The sequence below is a fragment of the Chromobacterium alkanivorans genome (genome assembly GCF_016937655.1).
GTDB classification, from domain to species: Bacteria; Pseudomonadota; Gammaproteobacteria; order Burkholderiales; family Chromobacteriaceae; genus Chromobacterium; species Chromobacterium alkanivorans.
Genome location: NZ_JAFHKL010000001.1, coordinates 483,177 through 509,228, shown reverse-complemented (window position 1 = coordinate 509,228; position 26,052 = coordinate 483,177). Strand labels below are relative to the sequence as shown.

The 26,052-nt window shown below is 65.6% G+C and carries 21 protein-coding genes; 10 read left to right on the top strand and 11 right to left on the bottom strand.

The features are described from left to right. Positions 1 to 13: 13 nt before the first annotated feature. Together JW897_RS02395 and JW897_RS02390 are read left to right on the top strand one after the other, a co-directional pair. Positions 14 to 529, top strand: coding sequence for a cupin domain-containing protein (locus JW897_RS02395; protein WP_205465063.1), 516 nt, complete (start codon positions 14 to 16; stop codon positions 527 to 529). Between the two features lies 1 nt (position 530). Next, positions 531 to 1,913 (top strand): FAD-binding oxidoreductase, encoded by a 1,383-nt coding sequence (locus JW897_RS02390; protein WP_205465062.1) that lies wholly within the window; start codon positions 531 to 533, stop codon positions 1,911 to 1,913. A gap of 9 nt (positions 1,914 to 1,922) precedes the next feature. Here JW897_RS02390 and JW897_RS02385 read toward each other — a convergent pair whose 3' ends face one another. From JW897_RS02385 to JW897_RS02365, 5 genes are all read right to left on the bottom strand, one after another. Beyond that, entirely contained in the window at positions 1,923 to 3,782 is a 1,860-nt protein-coding gene (locus JW897_RS02385) for a tetratricopeptide repeat protein (protein WP_205465061.1), read from the bottom strand. Positions 3,783 to 4,095: 313 nt separating this feature from the next. Then, positions 4,096 to 5,973: a methyl-accepting chemotaxis protein gene (locus JW897_RS02380; RefSeq protein ID WP_048414114.1), complete on the bottom strand. Its 1,878-nt coding sequence runs from the start codon at positions 5,971 to 5,973 to the stop codon at positions 4,096 to 4,098. A gap of 400 nt (positions 5,974 to 6,373) precedes the next feature. Next, entirely contained in the window at positions 6,374 to 8,002 is a 1,629-nt protein-coding gene (locus JW897_RS02375) for a 3-(methylthio)propionyl-CoA ligase (RefSeq protein ID WP_205465060.1), read from the bottom strand. Positions 8,003 to 8,206: 204 nt separating this feature from the next. Further along, positions 8,207 to 8,731, bottom strand: a complete 525-nt coding sequence (locus tag JW897_RS02370; RefSeq protein ID WP_048414112.1) for a response regulator transcription factor — start codon at positions 8,729 to 8,731, stop codon at positions 8,207 to 8,209. Further along, the gene (locus JW897_RS02365; protein ID WP_048414111.1) at positions 8,731 to 10,008 is read right to left on the bottom strand and encodes an ATP-binding protein; all 1,278 of its coding nucleotides are present in this window, start codon (positions 10,006 to 10,008) and stop codon (positions 8,731 to 8,733) included. Before JW897_RS02365 ends, JW897_RS02370 begins: the two co-directional genes overlap by 1 nt. A 120-nt stretch (positions 10,009 to 10,128) precedes the next feature. Here JW897_RS02365 and JW897_RS02360 point away from each other — a divergent pair, with 120 nt between their 5' ends. Continuing rightward, positions 10,129 to 12,105 carry a TonB-dependent copper receptor gene (locus tag JW897_RS02360; protein WP_205465059.1) on the top strand — a complete coding sequence of 659 codons (1,977 nt, stop codon included), beginning with the start codon at positions 10,129 to 10,131 and terminating at the stop codon, positions 12,103 to 12,105. A 216-nt stretch (positions 12,106 to 12,321) separates the two neighbouring features. Continuing rightward, a complete protein-coding gene (locus JW897_RS02355) occupies positions 12,322 to 12,723 on the top strand; it encodes a hypothetical protein (RefSeq protein ID WP_048414109.1) in 402 nt (133 codons plus the stop codon). A gap of 125 nt (positions 12,724 to 12,848) precedes the next feature. Here JW897_RS02355 and JW897_RS24460 read toward each other — a convergent pair whose 3' ends face one another. Beyond that, positions 12,849 to 14,201, bottom strand: coding sequence for an ATP-binding protein (locus tag JW897_RS24460; RefSeq protein WP_205465058.1), 1,353 nt, complete (start codon positions 14,199 to 14,201; stop codon positions 12,849 to 12,851). Next, a complete protein-coding gene (locus tag JW897_RS02345; protein ID WP_048414107.1) occupies positions 14,198 to 14,860 on the bottom strand; it encodes a response regulator in 663 nt (220 codons plus the stop codon). Before JW897_RS02345 ends, JW897_RS24460 begins: the two co-directional genes overlap by 4 nt. Positions 14,861 to 15,079: 219 nt before the next feature. On the opposite strand from JW897_RS02345, the gene JW897_RS02340 reads away from it, so the two are divergent. The 3 genes from JW897_RS02340 (at position 15,080) to JW897_RS02330 (ending at position 18,450) form a co-directional block, all read left to right on the top strand. Continuing rightward, complete coding sequence (locus tag JW897_RS02340; RefSeq protein ID WP_048414106.1) at positions 15,080 to 15,910, top strand: UDP-2,3-diacylglucosamine diphosphatase; 831 nt, start codon at positions 15,080 to 15,082, stop codon at positions 15,908 to 15,910. Continuing rightward, positions 15,898 to 16,938 carry a glycosyltransferase family 4 protein gene (locus tag JW897_RS02335; RefSeq protein ID WP_205465057.1) on the top strand — a complete coding sequence of 347 codons (1,041 nt, stop codon included), beginning with the start codon at positions 15,898 to 15,900 and terminating at the stop codon, positions 16,936 to 16,938. Before JW897_RS02340 ends, JW897_RS02335 begins: the two co-directional genes overlap by 13 nt. A gap of 729 nt (positions 16,939 to 17,667) precedes the next feature. Further along, positions 17,668 to 18,450: a ferredoxin--NADP reductase gene (locus JW897_RS02330; protein WP_048414104.1), complete on the top strand. Its 783-nt coding sequence runs from the start codon at positions 17,668 to 17,670 to the stop codon at positions 18,448 to 18,450. A gap of 112 nt (positions 18,451 to 18,562) precedes the next feature. Here the strand turns inward: JW897_RS02330 and JW897_RS02325 are convergent, their stop codons facing one another. From JW897_RS02325 to xth, 4 genes are all read right to left on the bottom strand, one after another. Then, positions 18,563 to 19,690, bottom strand: a complete 1,128-nt coding sequence (locus JW897_RS02325) for a pyridoxal-phosphate-dependent aminotransferase family protein (RefSeq protein ID WP_205465056.1) — start codon at positions 19,688 to 19,690, stop codon at positions 18,563 to 18,565. Between the two features lie 214 nt (positions 19,691 to 19,904). Next, on the bottom strand, positions 19,905 to 20,330 hold the full coding sequence (locus tag JW897_RS24215) for a hypothetical protein (protein ID WP_240352039.1): 426 nt from the start codon (positions 20,328 to 20,330) through the stop codon (positions 19,905 to 19,907). Positions 20,331 to 20,485: 155 nt separating this feature from the next. Beyond that, on the bottom strand, positions 20,486 to 21,193 hold the full coding sequence (gene rquA, locus JW897_RS02315; protein WP_205465055.1) for a rhodoquinone biosynthesis methyltransferase RquA: 708 nt from the start codon (positions 21,191 to 21,193) through the stop codon (positions 20,486 to 20,488). Positions 21,194 to 21,315: 122 nt separating this feature from the next. Beyond that, complete coding sequence (gene xth / locus JW897_RS02310) at positions 21,316 to 22,089, bottom strand: exodeoxyribonuclease III (RefSeq protein ID WP_205465054.1); 774 nt, start codon at positions 22,087 to 22,089, stop codon at positions 21,316 to 21,318. Positions 22,090 to 22,532: 443 nt separating this feature from the next. On the opposite strand from xth, the gene JW897_RS02305 reads away from it, so the two are divergent. From JW897_RS02305 to JW897_RS02295, 3 genes are all read left to right on the top strand, one after another. Continuing rightward, positions 22,533 to 22,736: a helix-turn-helix transcriptional regulator gene (locus tag JW897_RS02305; protein WP_205465053.1), complete on the top strand. Its 204-nt coding sequence runs from the start codon at positions 22,533 to 22,535 to the stop codon at positions 22,734 to 22,736. An 88-nt stretch (positions 22,737 to 22,824) separates the two neighbouring features. Then, positions 22,825 to 23,760: a replication initiation protein gene (locus JW897_RS02300; protein ID WP_205465052.1), complete on the top strand. Its 936-nt coding sequence runs from the start codon at positions 22,825 to 22,827 to the stop codon at positions 23,758 to 23,760. A gap of 1,380 nt (positions 23,761 to 25,140) precedes the next feature. Next, positions 25,141 to 25,842: a hypothetical protein gene (locus tag JW897_RS02295; RefSeq protein ID WP_205465051.1), complete on the top strand. Its 702-nt coding sequence runs from the start codon at positions 25,141 to 25,143 to the stop codon at positions 25,840 to 25,842. Positions 25,843 to 26,052 lie beyond the last annotated feature (210 nt).

The following is a 26,052-nucleotide window of genomic DNA, read 5'->3' as shown; positions in this document are numbered from 1 at the left end:
ACGGAGCCCGCCCATGCCGTCCCGTCCCGATTGCATCCGACACTGGAGCGAGTTGATCGAAGCCGACTCGCATAGCTACCCCGACAGCCGGGAGCCGCTGGCGCGCGGCGCGGCTCTGGGCAAGCATTACGGCTTCGCCCGCCTCGGCATCCACCACGAATTGCTGGAGCCGGGCCAGCGCACCAGTTGGCCGCACGCTGAAAAAACCGAGGACGAGTTCGTCCACGTGCTGGAGGGCGAGCCCGACGTCTGGCTGGACGGCGCGCTGCACCGGCTGCGGCCCGGCGATTCGGTGGGCTTCAAGGCCGGCACCGGCCTGGCCCACACCTTCATCAACAATACCGAGCGACCGGTGCGCCTGCTCTGCGTCGGCGACGTCAATCGCGCCGACAATCAGGTGCACTACCCGCTGCACCCGGCGCGCAACGCCGCCATCGGCGCGCTGCACTGGGGCGACGCGCCCGAGCGGCCGCTGGGCGATCACGACGGCCTGCCCGACCTGCTGCGCGCGGCCGGAGGCCCTTTCTGACATGAACGATTTTCTCCAGGCCGCCGCGTCCCTGATCGGCCCGGCCCATCTGCTGACCGACGCCGCCGACACCGCGCCCTACACCCTGGACTGGCGCCGCCGCTATCAGGGCCGCCCGCTGGCGGTGGCGCTGCCCGGCAGCGCCGCCGAGGCCGCGGAGCTGGTCAAGCTCTGCCGCCGCCACCAGGTGGCCATCGTGCCGCAGGGCGGCAACACCTCCACCTGCGGCGCGGCCACGCCGGACGCCAGCGGCCGCCAATTGGTGGTGGCGATGCGGCGGCTGCGCGCGGTGCGCAGGCTGGACGCGGACAACAACGCCATCACCGTGGAGGCCGGCGCCACATTGCGCGAGGTGCAGTTGGCGGCGGAACAGGCCGGCCGGCTGTTTCCGCTGTCGCTGGCCTCGGAAGGCAGCTGCCAGATTGGCGGCAACCTATCCACCAACGCCGGCGGCGTGGCGGTGCTGCGCTACGGCACCATGCGCGAACTGACGTTGGGCCTGGAGGTGGTACTGCCGGACGGCCGGGTGCTGGACGCGCTGGCCGGCCTGCGCAAGGACACCACCGGCCTGGACCTCAAGCAATGGTTCATCGGCGCCGAGGGCCAGCTGGGCCTGATCACCGCCGCCACGCTGAAGCTGTTCCCGCAGCCCAGCGCCCGCGCCACCGCGCTGATCGGCGTCGACGACATCGAAACCGCCATCGTCTGGCTCAACGGCCTGCGTCAACGCTTCGACGACCGCCTCACCGCCTTCGAGGTGATAGAGGCGGACTGCCAGCAGGCGATAGCACGCCACCGTCCCGGCCAGCTGCCGTTCACCGCGCCGTGGCTGCTGTTGATCGAATTGTCCGACGGCGGCGACGACGCCGCGCTGAACGAGGCGCTGCTGGAATGGCTAGCCGGGCAGACCCCGCGCGACGGCGTGGTGGCGCAAAGCGAGGCCGAGCGGCGCAAGCTGTGGCTGCTGCGCGAGGAGATTTCGGAAATCCAGAAACAGGACGGCCCCAGCATCAAGCACGACATCGCGGTGCCGACCTCGGCGCTGCCGCAACTGGTGCGCGACTGCGGCGCCGCGCTGCGCCGGGCTTATCCCGGCGTGCGCATCGTCGCCTTCGGCCACGCCGGCGACGGCAATCTGCACTACAACATCAGCTACACCCGGCCCGGCAACGTCGACCTGTTCGACGACGAGCCGGCGGTCAACGCCATCGTCTACGACCATGTCTACCGGCTGGGCGGCACGCTGGCGGCCGAGCACGGCATCGGCCAGCTCAAGCCGCAGTGGCTGGAACGCTACAAGGACCCGCTGGCGCTGGAGCTGATGCGCGCGCTCAAGGCCGCGCTGGATCCGGAGCGGCTGATGAATCCGGGCAAGTGGTTGTGAGTTGGCGGCTCAAGCGCTGATCCCCAAGCCGTCCGGCAGCGCCCGCGCCAGCCGCGCCAACGGCTCCGCCCAGTCCCCCGGCTCGCTTTGGCGGAACAAACGATGTCCCGGATACCAGGGCGTGGTTTCGCGCTCCAGTCCCCAGCGCCAGTCGGCGTGCCGCGCCGACAGCAACAAGGCGCAGGGCAGCCCCAGCGCGCCGGCCAGGTGGCCGAAGGCGGTGTCCACCGTCGCCACCCCGTCCAGCTCCGCCAGCAAGGCGGCGCTGGCGGCGAAATCCGCCAGCTCATCCCCCAGCGCCGGCACGCCGCGCGCGCGCAGCCAGTCGCGCTCCGTCTCGCTCAGGCCCGGCTGCAAGGCCAGCCACTGAACGCCGGGCAGCGCCAGCAGCGGGACCAGCGCCTCCAGGTCCGGCAAGGAGCGGCAATGGTCGAACTCGTGCTCCGGCCGGCCGCGCCACACCAGTCCCAGCTTGCGGCCGCCGGCCGGCAAGCGCGCGCGCCAGGCCGCGCGCGCGGCGGCGTCGGCGCGCAGATAGGCCGGCTCCGGCGTCGGCTCCGGCTGCAGCAGGCCGGGCAAACTCATCGAAAACACATGGCAATCATGCTCCGGCCACGGTCCGTCCAGGCCTGTGATCGGCAGCCACTCCACCGGCCAGCCCTGGGCCGCCAGCAAGGGCAGCAAGGCGGGACGGCAGGCGGCGATCACCCGCCCGGGCCCGCGCCGCAGCAACTGCGGCAGATAACGCGCCATCTGCAAGGCGTCGCCGTAGCCCTGCTCGAACCACAGCAACAGCCGGCGACCGCCCAGCTCCTCGCCGCGCCAGCGCGGCGACGCCAGGGCCGGCGACGGCGCGGTTTCCAGTCGCGCCTCGTGCAAGGGCCAGCCTTCGCCCCAACGCCGCTGGGTCAGCAGCAGATAAGCCAGATTGCGGCGCAGCCCGGCGTGCAGCGGCTGAGCGTCCAGCCCGGCGCGCAGCGTCGCTTCGGCCTCTTCCCAACCGCCTTGCTGCGCCAGAGTCAGCGCCAATTGCTGGTGCGCTTCCGCTCCGGCCGGCTCCAGCGCCAAGGCGCGGCGCGCCAGCGGCTCCGCTTCCGCGCTGCGCCCTTGCCGCCACAGGCACAAGGCCAGATTGCCCAGCACCTGCGCCTGTTCCGGCGCGCGCTCCGCCGCCGCGCCCAGGCAGGCTTCCGCCTCCGCCCAACGCCGCTGCGCCTGCAACAGCAAACCCAGATTGGTCAGCGCGCCGGCATGGCCGGCCTCCAGCGCCAGCGCCCGGCGCAACAGCGTTTCCGCCTCGGCCCGCTCGCCGCGCTCGGCCAGCCGCTGTCCCAACAGATTGAGCGCGTCCACATCGTCCGGCGCGCAGGCCAGCGCCCGGCGCAGCCAGTCCTCGGCCTCCTCCGGCCGCCGCCGATACAATAAGCGGCCCAGATTGAAGCAATGGGCGGCGGACTGCGGCCGCAGCCGCAAGGCCAGCCGATACTGGGCCTCGGCCTCGTCCAGCCGTCCCGCCTCCTCCAGCAATACGCCCAGATTGCCCTGGCAGGCGGCGTGCTCGGGGCGCTGCGCCAGTTCCGCGCGGTAATGCGCCTCCGCCTGCGCCAGCTGGCCCTGCGCCATCAGGCAACGTCCCAGGTTGTAATGCGCGTCCGGAGTCCGCGGATCGCATTGCAGCGCCTGGCGCCAACACTGCTCGGCCATCGCCAGTTGCTCCAGCCGCGCGGCGCACACGCCCAGCAGGTTCCACAATTCTGCGTTGTCCGCCTGGGCCTGCAAGCCGCTTTGCGCGGCCAGCAGCGCGCCGTGCAGGTCGCCGGCGGCCAGCAAGGCGCCCGCTCGCAGGGCGTCGGAAGTCGATTCGGTCATAAGTTTTCAGCGCCCGGAACGCGCCTGGCCGGCGTCGTCCCGATAAGCGCTTTTTGAAATCCGCTGAATATCGTCTCCCGCATAGTAACCAGCATCTCTTCCCGCTGTAATGCCCTTCGCCATGCTTGACCTGGATTTTCCAGACGCAACGGCCCTTTCTCTGGATAAGCGGCAATGAAGCCCACCTCGCCTCAAGCCTCAAACCCGTCCCTACCGGCCGAACTGGGCTGGATGTGCAAACAGGCGGCGCCTTCAGATACGAAAACGGCCGGAAGAGCATGCTCCCCGGCCGTGTGTTGTTGCCTTCGCCGTCTTACAGGCGGAACTTGTCGAACTCGGCGTTCATCTTGCCGGCATTGAGCGACAAGCCGGTCAGCGTGCTGCTGACGTTCTGCAAGGCGTCGTCGTTTTCCAGCACGTGACCGTTGATCGCCTCCGAGCTTTGCGCGATCGAGGTGGTGGCCTTGTGCTGCTCGCTGGTCGAATCCGAGATTTCATTCATCTTGGCCACCACGTCCAGCATGGAGGCGCGGATTTCCTCTATCTTGGCCACCGCTTCGCGCGTCAGTTCCACGCCCTCGTCTACCGCGGCCACGGTCTGGTTGACGTCGTTGACCGCGCGGCCGGTTTCGTCGCGGATCGCGCTGACCATATTGGAGATTTCCAGCGTGGCCTGGGCGGTGCGCTCGGCCAGCTTGCGCACTTCGTCGGCCACCACGGCGAAGCCGCGGCCCTGTTCGCCGGCGCGCGCCGCCTCGATCGCCGCGTTCAAGGCCAAGAGATTGGTCTGGTCGGCGATGTCGCGGATCACATTGGTGATGCCGGAAATTTCCTGCGAACGCTTGTCCAGCGAGGACAGCATGGTTTCCAGGCCGCGCACCGACTGCACCGTGCCCTCCATGCCGCTGGACAGGCGCTGCATATTGCTGGCGCTGGCCTCCAGGCTGGCGCCGGTCAGGCTGGTCAGTTCGTCGGCCTGGCGCGCGCTGTCGGCGATGTGGGAGATCGATACCGTGATCTGCTCCAGCGTGGCCGCGTTGGACGAGGACACGTCGGAAATGTGGCGCGAGCTGTCGGCCACGCCGGCCACCAGTTGGCTGGCGTCCTGCACCCCGTTGACCACGCCGGCGGCGTCCTGCTTCAGGCCGCGGAACAGCTGCGCCAGCTGGGCGACGAAGGTGTTGAAGGCGCGCGCGGTGGCGGCGATTTCATCCTGGCCGTCGTCCTTCAGCCGCAAGGTCAGATCGCCCTCGCCGTGGGAGATGTCCTCCATCGCGTTTTTCAGGCGCACCAGGCCGGCCAGCATGCGGCCTATCACCAGGCTGGCCAGCGGGATCATCAGCACGAACACCAGCGCGGTCAGGCCGGCGATGGTGTAGAGCAAGGTGGTCAACGGCGCCAGCACGGTGGCGCGGTCCGCCGCCAGCGCCATCACCCAGTTGGTGCCGGGGATTTCCTGCGCCGACAGCAACATGGCCTGGCCGGAGATCTGCACTTCCGACGCCTGGTCGTGGCTGACGATGTCGGCCAAGCGCTCCGGCGTCAGTTCCGGCGCCACGCTGGTGATGGGCTTCAAGGCCAGGTCGGTTTGCGGGTGGGCGATCACCGTGCCCTTCTTGTCCACGATGAAGGCGTAGCCGTTGCCGCGCACTTTCAGGCCCAACACCGATTTCACCAGCGCGTCCACCATCACGTCGCCGCCCACCACGCCGGCGAAGACGCCGTTGTGGTTGAACGGGGCGGAAATGGTCACCGTCAGTTTCTTGGTGGCTTCGTCCAGATAGGGGTCGGTCACCACCGCCTGGCCGCTATCCTTGGCGCGCTTGTACCAGTCTCGGTCCGCCACCTTGTAGTCGGCCGGCGCCGTCCAGTCGTCGGAAAACAGCGAGCGGCCGTCGGCGTAGCCGGCGTAGTTGACGTTGAAACCGCCGGCCTTGGCGCCGGTCTTGAGGAAGCGGATGGCGTCGGACTCGGACGCCATCGTGCTCTGCGCGACGATCTGCTGTTTTTTCTCGCCCAGCCAGGTGGTCACCACCGCGCTTTGTCCCATCAGGCTGGCCTCGAACTCCTGATCCAGACCCTGCAATATTTCCGTGCGCATCTGCACGAAGACGATGACCACCAGCACCAAACCAAACAGCGCCATCAATAGCGCGTTCAGGGCAATCAGCCGGCTACGGAGCGATTTCATAACAGTCCTTTTTTCTCGCGTGATTGACAACCATGGCTTTGATGCCGCGCGTTTCCGGCGACACTCCCCTTACCGTTGGCAGCCAATTGTTATTGTTGATTTATATTCTGATCAGTTTAACGGATGTCACCCGTTATAAATATCAAATATGGGTAGGGTTGTGACAGATTATGATTTTGTTTGATCAAACGCAGAGGCAAAAGACAAGGCGGGAGCGGACGGCGGGCAAAAAAAACCCCCTGCGGTTTGACAACGGCAGGGGCCAACACGAGGAAGAAACGTCGTCCGGCGGACCGGCCGACATTTCGAGGGGCTAACACCTCAAAACCATACGGTTTTCAGTGCAGCCGCCACTGTAGCGTAATTACTCTATTTCGTCCACCCTATTCGGCTGATCGGATCAATCCCGCCAGCGATAATCGCGGAACTGCTCGCGCAGCCGCACTTTCTGCAATTTGCCGGTGGCGGTGTGCGGCAGCTCCTCGACGAAGACCACGTCGTCCGGCGTCCACCATTTGGCGATCTTGTCTTCGTAAAAGCCCAGCAATTCCTCCACCGAGGCGTCGGTGCCGGGCTTGAGCACCACCACCATCAGCGGCCGCTCGTCCCACTTGGGATGCGGAATGCCGATGGCCGCCGCCTCCGCCACCGCCGGATGGCCCACCAGGATGTTCTCCAGCTCGATGGAGCTGATCCACTCGCCGCCGGACTTGATCACGTCCTTGGTGCGGTCGGTGATGCGCATGAAGCCGTCTGCGTCTATTGTCACCACGTCGCCGGTGTTGAACCAGCCGTCGGCGCTGTGGCTGGCGTCCAGTTCGCGGCGGAAGTATTGCGACAGCACCCACAGGCCGCGCACCTGCAGATTGCCGAAGGCCACGCCGTCGTGCGGCAACGGCTTGCCGGCGTCGTCGACGATGCGGAGCTCAACGCCGTAGATTGGCCTCCCCTGTTTGGAGAGCAGCGCGTGCAGGCGGGACGGCTCCAGCCCCTCGTGCTTGAGTTTGGGCGTGCCGGTGGTGCCGCACGGCGACAGCTCGGTCATGCCCCACAGCTGACGCATTTCCACGCCGTGCTCCGCCAGTTGCTCGATCATGCTTTCCGGCACCGCCGAGCCGCCGGCGATCACCCGCTTCAGGGAGTGCAGCTTCAGATGGTTCTTCTGGCAATGCTGCAACAGCATCATCCACACCGTCGGCACTCCGGCGGTGACGGTGACTTGCTCGGTTTCGATCAGCTCGTACAGATTGACGCCGTCCAGCTTGGGTCCGGGCAGCACCAGCTTGCTGCCGTTCATGGTGCAGCTGTAGGGCAGGCCCCAGGCGTTGACGTGGAACATCGGCACCACCGGCATCACGCAGGCGCGAGCCGAGATGTCGAAGCTGTCCGGCAAGGCGCTGCCGTAGGCGTGCAGCACGGTGGAGCGGTGCGAGAACAGCACGCCCTTGGGGTTGCCGGTGGTGCCGGAGGTGTAGCACAGGCTGGACGCGGCGTTTTCGTCCAGCAGCGGCCATGAGAACTGGTCGCTGTGGCTGTTGACCAGGTCTTCGTAGCACAAGAGATTGGGCAGCCCCGTCTGCGCCGGCATGTGCGCCTTGTCCGTCATCAGCACGAAGGTTTCCACCGTGCCCAGCTGCGGGCCGATCTGCTCCACCAGCGGCAGGAAGCTCAGGTCGAACATCAGCACCCGGTCTTCCGCGTGGTTGACGATCCAGGCGATCTGTTCGGCGAACAGCCGCGGGTTCACCGTGTGGCACACCGCGCCGTAGCCGGACACCGCGAAATAGGTTTCGTAATGGCGGTAGCCGTTCCAGGCCAGAGTGCCGACGCAATCGCCCTGGCGCACGCCCAGCGCCGCCAGCGCGTTGGCCAGCTGGCGCGCGCGCCGCGCCGCCTCGCGGTAGGTGTAGCGATGGATGGGCCCCTCCACGGTGCGCGACACGATGGGCGTGTCGCCATGGTAGGTTTCGGCGTGGCGCAGCAAGTCGGAAATCAGCAAAGGCCGGTCCATCATCTGTCCGCGAAGCATGGTTGTCCCCTCCATTGGCATGGTTATGGACATTCACCATACGGCGGCTAGAGTGGACGCTCCAATCAATTTTTCTGATGGCGCGGCCAAGTCGGATTTATACCCTCGTCATTGACGGGTAATTGAAGAACAAAGACCGCCGCCGTCCGCATTCGGCCAATCGGCCGCGGCGGGCCGGCGCTGTAGCAATGCAACAACCGGGATTCAACTCTTCACCGGCTTCTTGGCCAGCATCCGCTGCAAGGTGCGTCGGTGCATGTTCAAGGCGCGCGCGGTGGCGGAGATATTGCCGTCGTTCTCGCTGAGCACCCGTTGCAGATGCTCCCAGGTCACCCGTCGCAACGACATCGGCTGCGGCGTCAGCGGCAGCTCCGGATTGGCCTGCTGCTGCTCGAAAGCGGCCAGGATCTCGTCCACCGTCGCCGGCTTGGCCAGGTATTGCACCGCGCCCAGCTTGGTGGCCTCCACCGCGGTGGCGATGCTGGCGTAGCCGGTCAGGATCAGGATGGCGCTGCGCGGGCAGGCGGCGTGCAGGGCAGGCAGCAGGCGCAGCCCGCTGTCGCCGTCCAGGTTCAGGTCCAGCACGATGCGCGCCGGCGCTTGGCCGGCCAGCTCCAGCGCCTGCGCGGCGCTCTGGGCCGCCGCCACCTGAAAGCCGCGCCGGCTCAGGGAGCGCGCCAGAATGGCGACGAAGGCCTCGTCGTCGTCCACCAACAGAAAATCCAGCATCAAACTCCGTCCTTATCGTCCGCCAGCAAGGGCAGCCGCACCTGCGCGTGCACGCCGCCCTCCGGCCGGTTCAGCAGGCTCAGCGAACCGCCCAGCCGCGCCAGCGTGGCGTGGCTCAGCATCACGCCCAGCCCCATGCCCACCGGCTTGTCGGACGGCAGCGGAGTCAAGCCGGCGCGCTCCAGCTGCTGCTCGGTCAAACAGCCCTGATGGTTGACGATGTCCAGCAGCAAGGCGCCCTGCTCCAGTCTCGCCGCCACCGTCAGCTCGCCGCCGCCGGCTTCGGCCGCGTTGTTGATCAGATTGAAAAACGCCGGCCAGAACGCCGGGTCCAGCGCCACCAGCGGGTCCGGGCCGCGCGGCGTCTGCCAGTCCAGCCGCACGTCCGGCCGCAGCGAGCGCCAGCCGGCCAGCCGCTCCGCCAGCGCGGCGAACAGCGCGGTCTCGCCCGGCGCGGACTCCGAGCCCAGCTTCAAGCGCGCCAGCGCGCTGCCGCAATTGGCCAGTTGCGCCTTCATCAGCCGCAAGTCCTCCATCAGCTCGGCGTCACGCTGCCGCGTGGCCAGCAACTCGTCCACCAGCAGGGTCATGGTGTTCAGCGGCGTGGACAGCGAATGGGCTGCGCCCGCCGCCTGCATGCCCACCGCCAGCAATTGCTCGTCGCGCAGCTGGGTTTCGCGCGCCGCCGCCAAGGCCGCCTCGCGCAGCGCCAGCTGCCGCGCGAGCCAGGACACGAAGCCGGCGATCAACAGCGCCGACAGCGCGAAGCTCAACCACATCCCGGTCAGGTGCATGGAGAAGATATGCAGGGCGTTGCCGTGATCCACCGGCCAGGACAGATGCCATTCGAACAGCAGGCCGTAGGCGGCGACGCTGGCCAGCGCCAGGCCCCAGGCGAACAGACCCGGCGACAGCAAGGCGGCGAACAGCACCGGCGGCAGGAACAAGGAGGCCAGCGGGTTGGCCGCGCCGCCGGTGAAGGCCAGCAGCTCGGTCAGCACCAGCACGTCGGCGGCCAGCCCCAGGCGCAGGGCCAGCATGGGGTCGCCGCCGTGGCGCAGCCACCACGGCAGGCAGACGTTGACCGCGGCCAGGGTCAGCAGGGCCTGGGACAGCAAAGGCCAGGGCAGGTAGACGTGCTGCCACCAGCAGACCAGCGCCACCGTCGAGCCCAGCAACAGCATCAGCCAGCGCAGCCAGCCTATCAGCCGCGCCGAGCGCGCGATGTCCGCGGTCAGGCCCAGCCGCGGAGAGGAAACAGGGAGTCCGGCAATCATGGCCGACACTTTATCACCATGGCGCGCTCAGGGGCGCTGCGACACTTTGCCGCATTGGGCCGCCGCACCCCGCAACTTAGAATTGTCACCTCTAAATTTGTTAACGTTAGTTTCTAAAAAATGACTAAAAAACCGTATTTGCTGCCGATCCCGCTGGCGCTCGCCGTCGGCCACGCCTTTGCCCAGGAGCTGCCGGAATTCCGCGGCGAGGAAGTGCTGGTCACCGCCACCAAGGCGGAACAGCCGCTGAAAATGTCGGTGGACCCGCGCGCGCCGCGCCAGCCGCTGCCGTCCGCCGACGGCGCCGGCCTGCTCAAGGGCCTGCCCGGCTTCAACGTGATCCGCAAGGGCGGCGCCTCCGGCGACCCGCTGCTGCGCGGCTTGGGCGGCTCGCGCCTGGCCATTCTCGCCGACGGCAACTTCGTGTTCGGCGGCTGCGGCGGCCGCATGGACCCGCCCACCGCCTATCTGTATCCGGACGCCTATGACGAGGTGAACGTGGTCAAGGGCCCGCAAAGCGTCAAGCTCGGGCCCGGCCTGATCAGCGGCGGCGTCAACTTCGAACGCAAGACCAAGCGCTTCGACGAGGCCGGCGTGCGCTTCAACGGCAGCCTGACCGGCGGCAACGCCGACCGCAACGACGTCTACGCCGACGCCGCCTTCGGTTCCAGCCTGGGCTATGTGCGCGCCATCGCCAGCCGCAACCACGGCGGCGACTACAAGGACGGCAACGGCGACAAGGTTCATTCCAGCTTCGACCGCGACAGCCAGACCCTGATCGCCGGCCTGACGCCGGATCAGGACACCACGCTGGAACTGGCGCTGGACCGCAGCCGCGGCCAGGCCGCCTACGCCGACCGCGGCATGGACGGCAGCAAGTTCGACCGCGACGCCTGGAGCTTCAAGGCCGAGCGCCGCCGCCTCAGCGGCTGGCTGGACGCCGTGCGGCTGCAACTGGGCCACAGCGAGGTCGATCACGTGATGGACAACTACTCGCTGCGCCCGCAGACCCCGCCGGCCGACCGTGCGGCGATGAACCCGGACCGCAGCGCCGACACCGGCCGCCTGGCCGCCGACATGGCCTTCGGCGACTGGGAAGTCAGCGCCGGCTTCGACTGGCTGCGCGACCGCCACCGCAGCCGCATGGGCAAAGGCCCCAACGCCGGCCAGTACGTGGACCAGCCGCGCACGCCCAACCAAAGCTTCGACAACCGCGGCGTCTACGCCGAAGCCAGCCGCCCGCTGGGCGACGGCGGCAAGCTGATCGCCGGCCTGCGCCGCGACCAGACCCAGGCTGTGTTCGAGCCCAAGGCCGCGACCATGGGCAAGCCGGCCCAAGCCCGCCAGGAGACCCAGTACCAGCTCAACGCCGGCTTCCTGCGTTACGAACACAGCGCCGGCAATTGGACCCGCTACCTCGGCTTTGGCCAGGCGGAGCGCGCGCCGGACTTCTGGGAGCGCAACAAGAACGACAGCCTGAACAGCGAAACCAACCGCCAGCTGGACGCCGGCCTGCTCTACCGCGGCGACAAGCTGCAAGGCTCGCTGTCCGCCTACGCCAGCCGCGTGCAGAACTTCATCCTGGTGGAAGGCAGCGCCGGCGGCATCGGCAACAAGGCCCGCAATATCGACGCGCGCCGCTACGGCTTCGAAGGCGATCTCAGCTGGCGCTTCGCGCCGGAATGGACGCTGTCCGGCAGCCTGGCCTGGGTCTGGGCCGCCAACCTCGACGAGAACCGCCCGCTGGGACAGACCCCGCCGCTGGACGCCAAGGCGGCGCTGAAATGGGACAACGGCAAATACGCGGCCGGCCTGACCGTGCGCGGCGTGCAGCGCCAGGACCGCGTGGCCCCGGGCCAGGGCAATATCGTCGGCACCGACATCGGCGCGACCCCGGGCTTCGGCGTGGTGTCGCTGGACGGCGGCCTGAAGCTGAACAAGCACGCCAAACTGCTGTTCGGCGTCGACAATCTGTTCAACAAGGCCTACGCCGAAAGCGTCAGCAAGGGCGGCGCGATGGTGGCCGGCTACGACCGCACCCTGCAGGTCAACGAGCCGGGCCGCACCGTGTGGGGCCGCGTGCAGCTGCAGTTCTAAGAACCTGTTTACGATCTGCTGCGCGTCGGCGATACGGCGTTGAAAACAACTTCGAAATGCTCATGTACCACGCGTACATTCCGCTTTCTCAGCCGTTTTCGCCTTGTCTCGCCTTAGCTCGCGAGATCGTAAACACGTTCTAAGCGCGCGCCCTCTCGCCGCGATGCCTCCAGTCTGCTAGGCTGGAGGCCTTTTGCCACCGCCCTCTCCCGCCGGATGAAAACGCCCTATCTGAAAATCCTCGCCTGCGGCCTGACCCTGTTCATCCTGCTCGGCCCGCTGGTGGCCCTGCTGGCCAGCGGCGTGGTGCCGATGATGGCCTATTTGATGGGCGCGATTCCGGCGCTGGGCTTCGGCCTGCTGCTCTGCCTGCTGCGCATGCTGCTGGCCCGGCCCATCGCCGGCTGGCAGCAACACTGGCCGCGCTGGCTGCTGGCCCTGGTCGCCTTTCTGCCCGGCGCCTTCAGCGGCAGCGCGGTCACCTTCGTCTACGCGCGGCTGGCCGAGCCGCTGCTGTACAACGACCTGATGAATCTCTACCTCGGCGCCGTGGCCGGCGGCGTCTGCAACGCGCTGTTCTGGCTGATGCGCTTCGGCGCGTCGTCCCGCCCGAGCTAGGCAAAAAGAAAGCCCGCCGAAACCGGCGGGCCGCAACCAAATGTAGAACGCTGGCTGCGTCAGGGCCAGCGCAGCCAGCATAGCCGGATTCGCCCGGCCCTCCCATGCGGCGAATTGCCGCAGCCTCAGCGCCGCCGCAAACAGGCCTCCAAGCCACCGCCTTCGCGATTGGACAGGCTCAGCCGCAGGCCGTGCAACTCCGCCACCCGCTCGACGATGGACAGGCCCAGGCCGCTGCCGGCCACGTCCTGGCCCGGCGGCCGGAAGAAGCGTTCGCGTATCCGCTCCAGCCATTCCGCCGCCACGCCCGGACCGCGGTCCTGCACGCTGACCGCGTCCTCGGCCAGCACCAGCCGCGCCTCGCCGCCCTCGCCGCCGTAGCGGATCGCGTTCTCCAGCAGATTGCGCAGCATCAGTCCCACCAGGGTTTCGTCGCCGCTCAAAGGCAGCGCCCGTTCCGGCACGCAGCGCCATTCCGTCTCCAGCCTCACGCCCTTGAGCGCCGCCTCCGCCGTCATCTCCGCCAGCAGGCGCTCCGCCAGCGTCGCCCAGGCGATGGGCTCGCCCTGGCGCGGGCGGCTCAGCGGGTCCAGGCGCGACAGCGCCAGCAACTGCTCCACCAGCCGCGTGGCGCGGTCTATGCCCAGCATCAACTGCCGCAGCGCGTGCCGGCGCCGGCCCTCGTCCGGCAGCAGCTCCAGCACCTCGGCCTGCACTTTCAAGGCCGCCAGCGGCGTGCGCAGCTCGTGCGCTGCGTCGGCGGTGAAGCGGCGCTCGTGTTCCAGCGTGGCCGCGATGCGGGCGAACAAGGCGTTGAGCGCGTCCACCAGCGGCAGCACTTCGCGCGGCACCTCGCGCGACACCGGCTCGCTGTCGTCCGGCGCGCGCTGGGCGATGCCGGCGGCCAGCCGCTTGAGCGGCCCCAGTTCGCGGCGCACCGCCAGCAGGATCAGCAGCAGCATCACCGGCAAGCCCACCAGCCAAGGCAGCAGTTGGGCGGACACCACCTTCAGCACCATGTCGTGGCGCAGGCCCTGCTTCTGCCCCACCGCCACCAGCCGCGAACCGTCCGGCGCGGCCAGGTAGATCAAGCGCCAGTTGTGATCGCTGTCCTTGCCGCGGTAATCGTAGAAGCCGCGCCGTTCCGGCTCGAAATCGAAGCGACGGCCGCGGCCGTCGCTAAGCAAGAGATTGCCGCGGCGGTCCCAGACCGCCAGACCGAAGTCGTCGTTTTCCAGTTGCCCCTTGTCGGCGTGCTTGAGCAGATGCTTGAGCTTGGGCAGGTCGATCAGCGAGTCCTCGCTGACATCCACCAGCAACAGCTGGCGGGCGAACTGCCCCATCTGGGTGTCGAACAGCTCGTCCACCTCCTCGTGCGCCAGCCAGGCCGCGGAGGCGGAAGCCACCAGCCAGATCGCCGGCACGATCAGCAACAGCAGCAGCAATAGCCGCGCCTGCAGGCTGCGCGGCCCCCTCATGCCGGATCTCCCAGGGTGTAGCCGACGCCGCGCAGCGTGCGGATGAAGGCGCTGCCCAGCTTCTTGCGCAAATGGTGCACATGCACCTCCACCGCGTTGCTTTCCAGTTCCTGACCCCAGCCGTAGAGCTTGTCCTCGATCAGCTCGCGCGGCAGCACCCGTCCCTTGTGGCTGAGCAGCAACTCCAGCAGCGCCAGTTCGCGCGCGGTCAGCTCCAGCGGCGCGCCGTCCAGCGTGGCCGCGCGCGCCACCGGGTCCAGACAGAGGCGGCCGTGCCGCCATTCCGGATGGCTCTGACCGTGGCGGCGTCTATGCAGCGCGCGCAGCCGAGCCGCCACCTCGCTCAGCGCGAAGGGCTTGACCAGGTAATCGTCGGCGCCGGCGTCCAGGCCGCCGACGCGGTCCGCCAGCGCGTCGCGCGCGGTCAACACCAGCACCGGCACGTCCTGGCCCGCGCGTCGCCAGGCGGACAGGATGTCCATGCCGTCCATGCCCGGCAGCCCCAGATCCAGCACCACCGCGTCGTAGGGCGCGGCGCCCAGCGCCGCCAGGCCCTGCTTGCCGTCGCGAAACCAGTCCGCGACGAAACCCAGCTGCTCCAGGCCTATTTTCAGGCCGTCGCCGATCTGGGCGTCGTCCTCCACCACCAAAACCCGCATATCCGTCTCCCCGTCGCCGGGCGTTCAAGGTCCCGGCAGCCTAACGCGCTCTCGCCGCCGTCACAAGCGCCGCCGCAATGCCCGATTGCAACAGACCGCGCTTAAGACAATCTTAAAGGCCGCGCTCAAGAAATTTCATCGCGTCGTCACCGAAATCTCACGCGACTGTCACCTGCCGCTGTCAGCATCGCCAGCAGTCCACAGGCCGACGGAGCCGCCATGCAGCCAGACCCCGCCCCCGACAGCGCCCGACAACTGCGCGCGATCTGGATTTCCGACGTCCACCTCGGCACCTCCGGCTGCCGCGCCGACCATCTGCTGGATTTCCTGCGCTGCCACGAATCCGAATACCTGTATCTGGTCGGCGACATCGTCGACGGCTGGCAGCTGAAAAAATCCTGGTACTGGAAGCAAAGCCACAACGACGTGGTGCAGAAAGTGCTGCGCAAGGCGCGCAAGGGCACCAAGGTGATCTACGTGCCCGGCAACCACGACGAGGCGGCGCGCCAGTACGCCGGCCTGGACTTCGGCGGCATCGCCATCCGCCAGGAGGCCGAGCACCGCACCGCCGACGGCAAGCGGCTGCTGATCCTGCACGGCGACGAATTCGACGGCGTGATCCAGTACGCCAAATGGCTGGCCTATGTCGGCGACACCCTCTACACCCTGATCCTGGAGCTGAACCGCGGCTTCAACTGGGCGCGGCTGAAGCTGGGCCTGCCCTATTGGTCGCTGTCGCAATACCTGAAGCACAAGGTCAAGAACGCGGTCAACTTCATCAGCAACTTTGAAATCATCCTCGCCGGCGAGGCGCGCCGGCGTGGTTTCGACGGCGTGATCTGCGGCCACATCCACAAGGCCGAGGTGCGCGACATCGACGGCATACTCTACGGCAACAGCGGGGACTGGGTGGAGAGCCTGTCCGCGCTGGTGGAACACCCCGACGGGCGGCTGGAAGTGCTGTACTGGACCCAGCTGGGCCAGCCGGCCGCCGAGCCGCAACCCCAAGCGGCGCAAGCCGACCACAAGGAGCCGACATGCGCATCCTGATCGTCACCGACGCCTGGCTGCCCCAGGTCAACGGCGTGGTCCGTTCGCTGACCGAAACCGCGCGCGAACTGGCCGGCTTCGGACACCGGGTGGAAATGATCACGCCTCAAGACTTCCGCACCCTGCCCTGCCCCACCTACCCGGACATCCGGCTGTCGCTGTTCCCCTACCGCAAAGTCGCCGCCCGCATCGCCGACTTCGCGCCGGAGGCCGTCCACATAGCCACCGAGGGGCCGCTGGGCCTGGCCGCGCGCCGCTACTGCCTGCGCCACGGCCTGGCCTTCTCCACCGCCTACCACACCCGCTTCCCGGAATACGTGCACGCTCGCTGCCGGCTGCCGCTGGCCGTCAGCTACGCCTGGATGCGCCGCTTCCACAACGCCGCCCATTGCGTGATGGTGCCCACCCAATCCATCGCCGACGACTTGAACGCCCGCGGCTTCCGCAACGTCAAGCTGTGGAGCCGCGGCGTGGACACCGCGCTGTTCAGCCCCGGCCCGCGCGAGCGGCTGGACGGCACCGCGCCGCCGCGCTTCGTCTACATCGGCCGGGTGGCGGTGGAAAAGAACATCGAAGCCTTCCTCAAGCTGGACTTGCCGGGCAGCAAATGGGTGGTGGGCGACGGCCCGCAACTGGCGCGGCTGAAACAGCAATACCGGGACGTCCACTTCGCCGGCATCTTTCCCCAGCACGAACTGGCGCGCTTCTACCGCGCCGCCGACGTCTTCGTGTTCCCCAGCCTGACCGACACCTTCGGCCTGGTGCTGCTGGAGGCGATGGCCTGCGGCACGCCGGTGGCCGCCTACCCGGTGGCGGGCCCGCTGGACGTGGTGGGCGACAGCGGCGCCGGCGTGCTGGACGCCGACCTGCGCGCCGCCTGCCTGAAGGCGCTGGAACTGGACCGCGGCCACGTGCGCGCCGTCGCCGAGCGCTACTCCTGGCAGGCCGCCAGCCGCCAGTTCGAACAGCATCTGCGCCCCGCGCGGCTGACGCTGGCCGCGCCGCTGGCCGACCCTAAGGCCAGTTGAGGCCGCCGTCCGCCGGCTTGCATTGGAAACGTCAGCGTCTATAGTGAGAAGGTCAACACGACAGGGAGGGTTCCGAATGCTTTCATGGCAGTATGCCGGCGGCCATCCAGTTTTCCACGCGTTGAGCATTGGCCAATAACCACGGCCAGCCAAATCGGCACAGTCCGCAACGCCAAGCCAGCCTCCAAGACGGAGCGCATGCGACACCGGCCCGGCCGGCCCGCCAAATCCAGAGTCAATAAACTTGTGATTACCGTTTGTCGATTTGCCCATTTAAGAAAGAAGCGGTTGGTCTTTCTGTGATGTCCATCAAGGACACGGTGCGCGGCAAGCTGCCATGATGGCGGCGCCGCCACGACACGGCAACATCGTAGCGCTGTCTTGCACAGCCCGATCTTTGGTAACGGCCTTGCGGTAAAGCGGTGGTCGTGCAGTTCTGCAAGGCTAAAGCGCATAGTCTTTCTCTGTTAAGTTGTCTGAGAGGGCGTCCCGCCATGGTGACGCCCTCTTTCGTTGCGCCGCCCACAAATAACGCACAGCGATAAACACATCAGAAAACAATCGTTCGGCTGCGGCGGCAATGTCGGTTAACATGCTGTTCCAATTGAATTTAACGTCGGTCGCGCCGGGCTTGCCCAGCAAGAGCGAGCGGCGAAGCGACAAACCGGTTAAAATCGGCCCCAATACTTTTCGAGCTTCTACTTCATAAATTAGCGAGCAGCAAACCTTATGTCCTCTCCCAACCTGACCTCCGAAAAGGTCCTGTCCGTCCATCACTGGAACGACACCCTGTTCAGCTTCACCTGCACCCGCGACGCCGGCCTGCGCTTCATCAACGGCCAGTTCGTGATGATAGGCCTGGAAGTCAACGGCAAGCCGCTGATGCGCGCCTACTCCATCGTCAGCTCCAACTACGAAGAGCACATGGAGTTCTACAGCATCAAGGTGCAGGACGGCCCGCTGACCTCCCGCCTGCAGCACCTGAAGGTGGGCGACACCGTGATGATCAGCAAGAAGCCCACCGGCACCCTGGTGCAGGACAATCTGCTGCCCGGCAAAAACCTCTATCTGCTGTCCACCGGCACCGGCCTCGCCCCGTTCATGTCCATCATCAAGGACCCGGACGTGTACGAGCGCTACGACAAGGTGATCCTGACCCACGGCGTGCGCTGGGTCAGCGAACTGGGTTACCACGACTACATCACCAAGGAACTGCCGGAGAACGAATTCTTCGGCGAGATGGTGCGCGAAAAGCTGATCTACTACCCGACGGTGACCCGCGAGCCCTTCCGCAACCAGGGCCGGCTGACCGATCTGATCACCAACGGCAAGCTGTGCGCCGACATCGGCCTGCCGCAAATGAATCCGGAGCACGACCGCGCGCTGATCTGCGGCAGCCCGTCCATGCTGCACGATCTGTGCGAGATCCTGAACGGCATGGGCTTCAAGGAATCGCCGCGCATGGGCGAGCCGGCCGACTACGCGATCGAACGCGCCTTCGTCGAAAAATAAGCCGGAGCCAGGCTCCCGCCGCAAGCAAAACGCCATCCCTGAAGGATGGCGTTTTTCTATTCCAGCGGCCGGCGCCCTGTCTCGCGGCGCCCGCCGGACATGGAGGCGGTTCTTACTTCAACACGCTCTCCAGCGCCTTCAGGCACAAGGCCACGTTCTCGCGGCGCGCGCCGTAGCCCATCAGCCCGATGCGCCAGGCCTTGCCGGCCAGATCGCCCAGGCCGCCGCCTATCTCCAGGTTGTACTCCTGCAACAGGCGGTTGCGCGTGGCCGCGTCGTCGATGCCCTCGGGGATATAGACCGCATTCAGCTGCGGCAGCCGCGCCGCCGCGTCCACCACGAACTTCAGGCCCAGCTTTTCCAGGCCGTCGCGCAGGATCAGATGCATGTCGCGGTGGCGCTGCCAGGCCGCCTCCAGGCCCTCGTCGGCCAGCTGGCGCAGCGATTCATGCAGCGCGTACAAGGCGTTCACCGGCGCGGTGTGATGGTAGCTGCGCTTGCCGCCGCCCCAGTAGGCCATCACCAGGGTCTGGTCCAGGAACCAGCTGGGCACCGGGCTTTGCCGCGCCTGCAGCTTGTCCACCGCCGCCGGCGAGAAAGACAAGGGCGACAGGCCGGGCACGCAGGACAGACACTTCTGGCTGCCGGAATACACCGCGTCCACGCCCCATTCGTCCACCCGCAGCTCCACCCCGCCCAGCGAGGTCACCGCGTCGACGATGCTCAGGCAGCCGTGGCGCTTGGCCAGCGCGCACAGCGTCTTGGCGTCGGACAGCGCGCCGGTGGAGGTCTCGGCGTGAACGAAGGCCAGGAAGCGCGCGTCCGGATTGGCCTTCAACGCGCTCTCCACCGCGTCCGGATCCACCGGCCGGCCCCAGGGACTGTCCACCAGCACCGGCACCGCGCCCAGCCGCACCACGTTCTGGCGCATGCGCTCGCCGAACACGCCGTTGCGGCAGACGATGACCTTCTCGCCCGGCTCCACCAGGTTGACGAAGCAGGCCTCCATGCCGGCCGAGCCCGGCGCCGACAGCGCCACCGTCATCGGGTTTGCGGTCTGGAACGCGTATTGCAGCAGGCTTTTCACCTCGTCCATCATGCCGACGAACAGAGGGTCCAGGTGGCCGACGGTGGGGCGGGCCTGAGCGGCCAGCACTTCCGGATAAACGTCGGACGGACCCGGCCCCATCAGGATGCGGCGCGGCGGCAGGAAGGCGGAAACTTGCGGGGCGGCTAACATGGAAGCTCCTTAAGCGCGAAATGAACGGACGAAAGCGGTTTCAAGGCCGGGGCATGCGGCCGGCATCGAACCGCTCGAGTGTAACAGCATAAGGCCGCCGGGCGCGCCTGCCCGAACGGCTGCGCGCCAAAAGAAAAAGGAGGCCGCAGCCTCCTTTGAATGTCAGCCTCCCTGAGGGGCCTGTTTTTTTAGCGAGCCAGACGCGAAGTCCGGTTTATTTGGCAGCCGAAGCAGCGGCCTTCTTGGCCTTGCCGGCGTGCTTCTTGTGAGCGGCTTTCTTCTCGACCTTCTTGGCCGGGGCGGAAGCTTCAGCCTTGGCGGCCTGGGCTTTCTGAGCGGCGGCGGAAGCGGCCTTCTTCGCATGCTTGGCGTGCGGTTTCTTGGCGGCGTGCTTGGCCTTGGCCGGAGCGGAGGCTTCGGCCTTGGCGGCCTGGGCTTTTTGCGCCGGAGCGGAAGCGGCTACCTTTTCGCCTTTCTTGGCGTGGTGGATCTTGGCCGGGTGCTTTTCAGCTTTCTTGGCGGCCGGAGCCATCTTGGCTGCCGGAGCGGAAGCGGCCGGCTTGGCGGTTTCGGCGGCGAAGCCAGCGGCGGAGCTCAGGCCGAAAGCGGCGGTCAGGGCAAGCAGAGTCAGTTTGTTCATGATGCATCTCCAGTTTCAGGCTTGGGAGCCTGGGCTCCCGTTCACCGATCAATCGCGCCGGATTCGGCGCTTCCTTGAGACGTATCCTAGCCCTGCCCCCTTCCCGGGTCTGTTAGTCGCTTGTAAGCCCGTGTAACGTCAAGTACGGCGCGCCCTCAAGGCTGCCTCTTGGCCGTCGTCACCTGATACACCCCGCCGAACAAGGTGCGCTTGCTCCAGTCGAAACCGTCGGCCTCTTGCGCGTAGTCGCGGATCTCATGATTCCACAAGGCCTCGGCGAACGGCTCCAGCGCGCGGTTCACCCATTTGAGCAGCCAGCCTATCGGCTGCCACGGCTTGGGCCTATGGTAGTCGACGAACACCGCGCGACCGCCGGGCGGCACTTGCGTCAGCATATTGTCGACGATGGCGCGCTTCAGGTGGTCCGGCACCTCGTGCAGCAGGAAGAAGCTGCAGATCAAGTTGAAGTCGTCGGACTCCAGCCGGTAATTGCCGGCGTTGGCGCGCACCACCGCGGCCTGCGGCCGGTCGCGCAGCTTGCGCTCGGCGTGCTCTATCTGCACCGGGGTGATGTCGGTGAGCACGAAGCGCCCGTCGCCGCCCACCCGGTCCGCCGCGCGCTGCACCAGGTCGCCGTAGACGTGGGCCACCTGCCACACCTTGTCGCCGGGACGGATCTGCTCCAGGTAGGCGCGCATCAGCCTTTGATCGTTGAAGAACAGCAACACGCGCACCACCAGGTTGCGGTCCAGCCAGCCGGCCTTGCGCGGGTTGACGTAAGCCCAGTCGTACACCTGGGTCATGTATTCCGGCACGCCCTCGTAATACGGGTCTACCGGCAGTTTGGGGTGGTTTTGGGTCATCGCACAGCCATCTGAAAGCGGAAAAGCTCCAGACTAGCAAAACCGGCCGGCGGTATTTTTGAGGCAAGCCAAGAAAGCTGACGGATAGGCCGGCTGAGGCCGGCCTTTAGAGCGGGGGAGACTCAATCCGCCAGCGTCAGCACCACCGGGGTATGGTCGGACGGGCGTTCCCACTTGCGCGGCGCCTTGTCGATCACGCACTCCAGCGCGCGCGGCTTCAGCGCGTCGCTGACCAGAATGTGGTCGATGCGCACACCCTTGTTGCGGCGGAACATCATCGCGCGGTAATCCCACCAGCTGTATTGCTTCTCCTCCTGGTTGAACAGGCGGAAGCTGTCGCTCAGGCCCAGCGCGATCAGGCGGCGGAAGGACTCGCGCTCCGGCGTGCTGCACAGCACTTGCTCGTGCCAGCTCTCCGGGTCGTACACATCGCGGTCTTCCGGCGCGATATTGTAGTCGCCCAGCAGCAGCAACTGCGGATGGCGCTGCAATTCGGCGGCGACGTAACGCTCCAGATTGGCCAGCCACTCCAGCTTGTACGGGTATTTGGGCGAATCCACCGCCTCGCCGTTGACGAAATAGCCGCAGATCACGCGGATGCCGTTCACCGTGGCGGCGATCACCCGGCGCTGCTCGTCGCCGTAATCGGGGATGCCGCGCACCACGTCTTCCAGCTCCAGCGGCTCACGCACCAGGATGGCCACGCCGTTGTAGGTTTTCTGACCGAACCAGGCCGCGCGATAGCCGGCCGCTTCGATCTCGGCCAGCGGAAACACGTCCTGATCCATTTTCAGTTCTTGCAGGCAGAGCACGTCCACCGGGCTGTCGGACAGCCATTGGATCACCTGCGGCAGGCGGACCTTGAGGGAATTGACGTTCCAGGTGGCAAATTTCATTTTGCATTCATCCTTTTGATTATATTGATGTTTTATTTACACACATTCAAAGATACCCGCTTGGATACCCGCATCTGTCATGCGCTGTGCGCGACGCATTGAGGAGTAAGGCCTCGTATCATCTTCTTAATTGCGTGAAGTCTATATTGCCTCCTCGCCCCTTTGAGCATGCCTACGGACTTGTCACATGGGTTCACCGTAGCCCACAAAAAGGATGACCTTTTGGGACCTCACAGCACCCAATAAAAGCTATCAATTCTTGTTTTATGATAGAAAAATACAATAACAATACTCACACCAATTTTTCATGATTTTGCCTATACGGTCATAGACATCAATTGACGTCACCGGACACTGGCGGAATCACCCCGTTTGCCAGTTGAGGCATATTAGATTCGCGAGGACACATTTCCCGGCAAACCCATTGGGGATGGAAATGCGTAATGACCACTACTGATTCTTTTCTGCGTCTGCCGGAAGTTCTAGCAATTATCCCTGTCTCTCGTGCAACTTGGTACGAAGGTATCAAAAATGGCCGGTTCCCGGCTCAAGTCAAGCTCGGTCCGCGCGTCTCGCTCTGGCGGCGCAGCGATATTGAGCAGCTGGTCGCTTCTATCAGCGCCAGCACTGTCGCTACCCCCAACTAACTCGCGCCGTATGCAGCGCGAGGGCATATCGACTATTTGAGGACAACATTTATTGCTGCATGCGGCACGCCCTTGATTGGAGCGTGCCATGGCATCTGCCGCCCTCGCTGCGCTGGTTGAAGCGCACGCACCCCGCCGCCCATACTGCGGCGATGACAAGCACTTCGCTCGTATTCGACCCAAGAGCACAGCACTTGGCGAGCGATACATACAACTTAACCCACCGGCTCACCAGGCTTGGTTGATACTTGACATTGACCGTCCCCGTGCTGCTTCGGCGTGGGACGACGCTGGTCTACCCTCGCCTACGTATGTCGCCATCAATCCAGAAAATGGCCGCCCACATATCGGCTATGCCTTGTCATCGCCGGTTTGTACCACCGATGCTGCCCGGCTAGCGCCAATGCGCTACCTGGCTGCCATTGAGCGCGCTTACACGGCGCAGGTCAGAGCGGATTTCGCCTTCGCTGGCCCAATGGCCAAAAATCCCCTGCATCCCTTCTGGCGACTATGGGAACCGGCCAATGCACCCACTTATGAGCTCAGCACCTTGGCCGAGTTCGCAGACTTGTCGACCAGACCGGCCCCCACACCGGAGGGTGTGGGCCGCAACTGCGAACTATTCGACAAGCTGCGTGTATGGGCTTACCGGGCGGTCAGAGAGTTTTGGCGTCCTGGCGGACAGGGTATTTGGGCCGAAGCGGTAAGGCGGCAGGCAGAGGCGTTAAATAGCTTTCCAGTGCGATTGAGCAATGCAGAGGTGGCAGGCATTGCCCGCAGCGTGTCACGCTATGTCTGGCGGCGCTTCTCTCCTGCGGACTTTCGCGAGCTGCAAGCGGAACGCGGACGTCGTGGAGCTGAGGCGGTTGCGGCCCTGAAGCGTGACCGCCGCGAGCAAGATATTCAGGACGCTATTTCCCGGCTATCGGTTGAGGGCTGGAAGCCCTCGATGCGGACCGTGGCACAGGCGCTCGACTGCTCGGTGTCGACGCTATCGGAAGGGTATGGCCATCTCTGGACGTAGCCTGACAATGTGTTCGGTTAGGCCATATCAGGTAGCAGCACCCAACGGGTGGGGAAGCAGCGCAAGGCCTAAGATTCGGGGAGGCTCGCCTAGGGACTCCGAGCTGAAGCGGTGGTGACAGGGCGAGGGGCGGAGCCCACCAAAACCAGGGAGCACACCGCAATGATATGAGCAAGGTAGTGCTTCAATGCTGAAGGGGCAGGCCCCGCCGAGAAGGAGAGTGGCGGGGCCTGCCAGAATGCTTGACCTCTGAGTACGGCTTGCCCTGTGTGTGGTTGGTTTGTGGGGATGGCAAGCTGTCACAGACACGCTCGACCACAACATATGAGACCTCCGTCCGCCAAGACAGGAAGTCAGCTCGCAACGCGCCAACGCCGCGAGCCTGTTTCATCATCACGCTACTCTCTTCGTTCTGTCAGCCTCACAACTCGCCCCGGATTTCCGCCGGGGGTCATCATCGAAAAGCCTCGCTCATACTCTCTCGGGATTGTCAGAGTCGTTACCTCTGTGCCGGTCAGTGCCACCTGACCGACCCTCCGAGAGCATTTCGCACCACTTAGACAACTTCTTACGTTCACAGGGAACGCCGCTGGCTCGCAGCAAGCATCGACGGCCGGGCTGGATACCGGATTTCAGGAGGGAGAACCGGGAGAAGTCCCTTCCTTACTCAATCGTCGTTTTCAGCTTGCAGCTTCCACCACATCGCAGGCACTGCAGGCCCTAGACGGCACCACTGCTTTCTCGACTGCACCGGGACTCGGCGCAGGTACAGGTTTAAGCTCTCAGCGCGGCTCGAAGCTCGCCAGGCGCTACCCTGGGTCACTATCGCGCTCGCCCGGCTGGTCTGGGGCACTTACCCCATCCAGCCGAGGCACACCTCGCGGTGTGCGATTACGCAGCCATCCTGTCGAGCACACGTCATGCAATTCCTTGCATGCCGTGGAGGGGACTCGCACCCCTTGGTCATGTTGTCAGGAGCATCGGGGCATTTGCTCCCCGAGTCCGTTTCGTGTTCGCACCAGTTACACCTGGTCGGTCACCAGATTGGACATGGGATAAAGCAGAGGGGTTACTCCGGTGTTAGCCGGGATTAGTCCCCTGCCTCCCCCTCGCACCGTACAAGCTCCATTACGAGCATACGGCGCCACAGAACTACCCTCTGGCGGAGGATGGGAGCACGGCTCCAGAGTGGGTGAGGGCGTTGGCGCGCCTCTCACCCCATGCATGATGTGGAAGAGGTTGGCGCCTCGATAGGTACGCATTCCTGGTTGCGTCTTTCCTACTGGTGTATAGCGCCAAAAATCCGCGCGACTCTCCCAGTTCATTCATGCGATTAGAGAAATCTCTAATCGCATGCCGCTACGCGGCGCTATACGGGGTATGACGACGCGCAAAACCATCAAACTGCCCCGCTCCAAAACCGCCGCGATGCTGCTGATGCAGCAGTTGGCTGCGGCTGGCCATTACTACTACCTATCTGGCCAGCTACCCGCCACCAAGCTAGGACGGTTCCTGCCCAAGGTCGAACAATTCGGCATCTATCGCGATGCGCCTGGCCGCGCATATGACCGACGCAAGCGGAGGGCGTCCGTGCACCTGATTCTGGTGGAGCACGATAACCGCGAGGTGTTCTGGTGCTTGCTCTCCACCGCCGGCAAGGGAGGACTTGCTGACCCAGATGCTCCCAGCCTCGGCGCGGTCAAAGATAGCCGCCTCCGTGGCCAGCACCTGCGCTTCCTCGGCTACGAGCTGCTGGAGTACGAAAAGCGTATGCCCAAGGTCAAGACAACGACATGGACCTGGCGAATCGAGCCGACCCGCTATGCCGAGTTTGAAGCAGCCGCTGTACAAACCGTCCGAGAGAGAGATAAACCGGCCATCATCGCGATGATTGAGCGGCATTCCGCCATGCCGCTATTCAGCGGCGTGCGCGGTCAGGTTCTCAAGCTCAACCAGTTGGCAGCTAAGCTGGCTGGTAAGTTCGGCCATGGCGTTGTTGAGCTGCCCACGCTGCCGTACATGGTCAAGCTCCCTCTCTACGACAGCCCTCCCCGCACCCTAGCCGGATTTCTTGACGAGTAATGTAGTGGGCGACTGTAGTTTCAGGCTCGAAGTCAACGAGTACCTCGACTCTTCATATATGCAGAAGGTTAGTCACGGCGAGCGGTTGGGGCTGGACACCTGAAACGATGCGCTCAAAGTGGTTTTTCAATGCTTCGGCAACCCTTTTCACAGCTAGCTAAAGGATTGAACGGTTCTCGTAGAGAGCAAAGAGTGTAGATCTCCGTGCGC

What these genes read in the sequence shown, in the direction of transcription:
- JW897_RS02395 (WP_205465063.1), top strand. Translation starts at nt 14, where the DNA reads ATGCCGTCCCGTCCCGATTGCATCCGACACTGGAGCGAGTTGATCGAA.
- JW897_RS02390 (WP_205465062.1), top strand. Translation starts at nt 531, where the DNA reads ATGAACGATTTTCTCCAGGCCGCCGCGTCCCTGATCGGCCCGGCCCAT.
- JW897_RS02385 (WP_205465061.1), bottom strand. Translation starts at nt 3,782, where the DNA reads ATGACCGAATCGACTTCCGACGCCCTGCGAGCGGGCGCCTTGCTGGCC.
- JW897_RS02380 (WP_048414114.1), bottom strand. Translation starts at nt 5,973, where the DNA reads ATGAAATCGCTCCGTAGCCGGCTGATTGCCCTGAACGCGCTATTGATG.
- JW897_RS02375 (WP_205465060.1), bottom strand. Translation starts at nt 8,002, where the DNA reads ATGCTTCGCGGACAGATGATGGACCGGCCTTTGCTGATTTCCGACTTG.
- JW897_RS02370 (WP_048414112.1), bottom strand. Translation starts at nt 8,731, where the DNA reads ATGCTGGATTTTCTGTTGGTGGACGACGACGAGGCCTTCGTCGCCATT.
- JW897_RS02365 (WP_048414111.1), bottom strand. Translation starts at nt 10,008, where the DNA reads ATGATTGCCGGACTCCCTGTTTCCTCTCCGCGGCTGGGCCTGACCGCG.
- JW897_RS02360 (WP_205465059.1), top strand. Translation starts at nt 10,129, where the DNA reads ATGACTAAAAAACCGTATTTGCTGCCGATCCCGCTGGCGCTCGCCGTC.
- JW897_RS02355 (WP_048414109.1), top strand. Translation starts at nt 12,322, where the DNA reads ATGAAAACGCCCTATCTGAAAATCCTCGCCTGCGGCCTGACCCTGTTC.
- JW897_RS24460 (WP_205465058.1), bottom strand. Translation starts at nt 14,201, where the DNA reads ATGAGGGGGCCGCGCAGCCTGCAGGCGCGGCTATTGCTGCTGCTGTTG.
- JW897_RS02345 (WP_048414107.1), bottom strand. Translation starts at nt 14,860, where the DNA reads ATGCGGGTTTTGGTGGTGGAGGACGACGCCCAGATCGGCGACGGCCTG.
- JW897_RS02340 (WP_048414106.1), top strand. Translation starts at nt 15,080, where the DNA reads ATGCAGCCAGACCCCGCCCCCGACAGCGCCCGACAACTGCGCGCGATC.
- JW897_RS02335 (WP_205465057.1), top strand. Translation starts at nt 15,898, where the DNA reads ATGCGCATCCTGATCGTCACCGACGCCTGGCTGCCCCAGGTCAACGGC.
- JW897_RS02330 (WP_048414104.1), top strand. Translation starts at nt 17,668, where the DNA reads ATGTCCTCTCCCAACCTGACCTCCGAAAAGGTCCTGTCCGTCCATCAC.
- JW897_RS02325 (WP_205465056.1), bottom strand. Translation starts at nt 19,690, where the DNA reads ATGTTAGCCGCCCCGCAAGTTTCCGCCTTCCTGCCGCCGCGCCGCATC.
- JW897_RS24215 (WP_240352039.1), bottom strand. Translation starts at nt 20,330, where the DNA reads ATGAACAAACTGACTCTGCTTGCCCTGACCGCCGCTTTCGGCCTGAGC.
- rquA (WP_205465055.1), bottom strand. Translation starts at nt 21,193, where the DNA reads ATGACCCAAAACCACCCCAAACTGCCGGTAGACCCGTATTACGAGGGC.
- xth (WP_205465054.1), bottom strand. Translation starts at nt 22,089, where the DNA reads ATGAAATTTGCCACCTGGAACGTCAATTCCCTCAAGGTCCGCCTGCCG.
- JW897_RS02305 (WP_205465053.1), top strand. Translation starts at nt 22,533, where the DNA reads ATGACCACTACTGATTCTTTTCTGCGTCTGCCGGAAGTTCTAGCAATT.
- JW897_RS02300 (WP_205465052.1), top strand. Translation starts at nt 22,825, where the DNA reads ATGGCATCTGCCGCCCTCGCTGCGCTGGTTGAAGCGCACGCACCCCGC.
- JW897_RS02295 (WP_205465051.1), top strand. Translation starts at nt 25,141, where the DNA reads ATGACGACGCGCAAAACCATCAAACTGCCCCGCTCCAAAACCGCCGCG.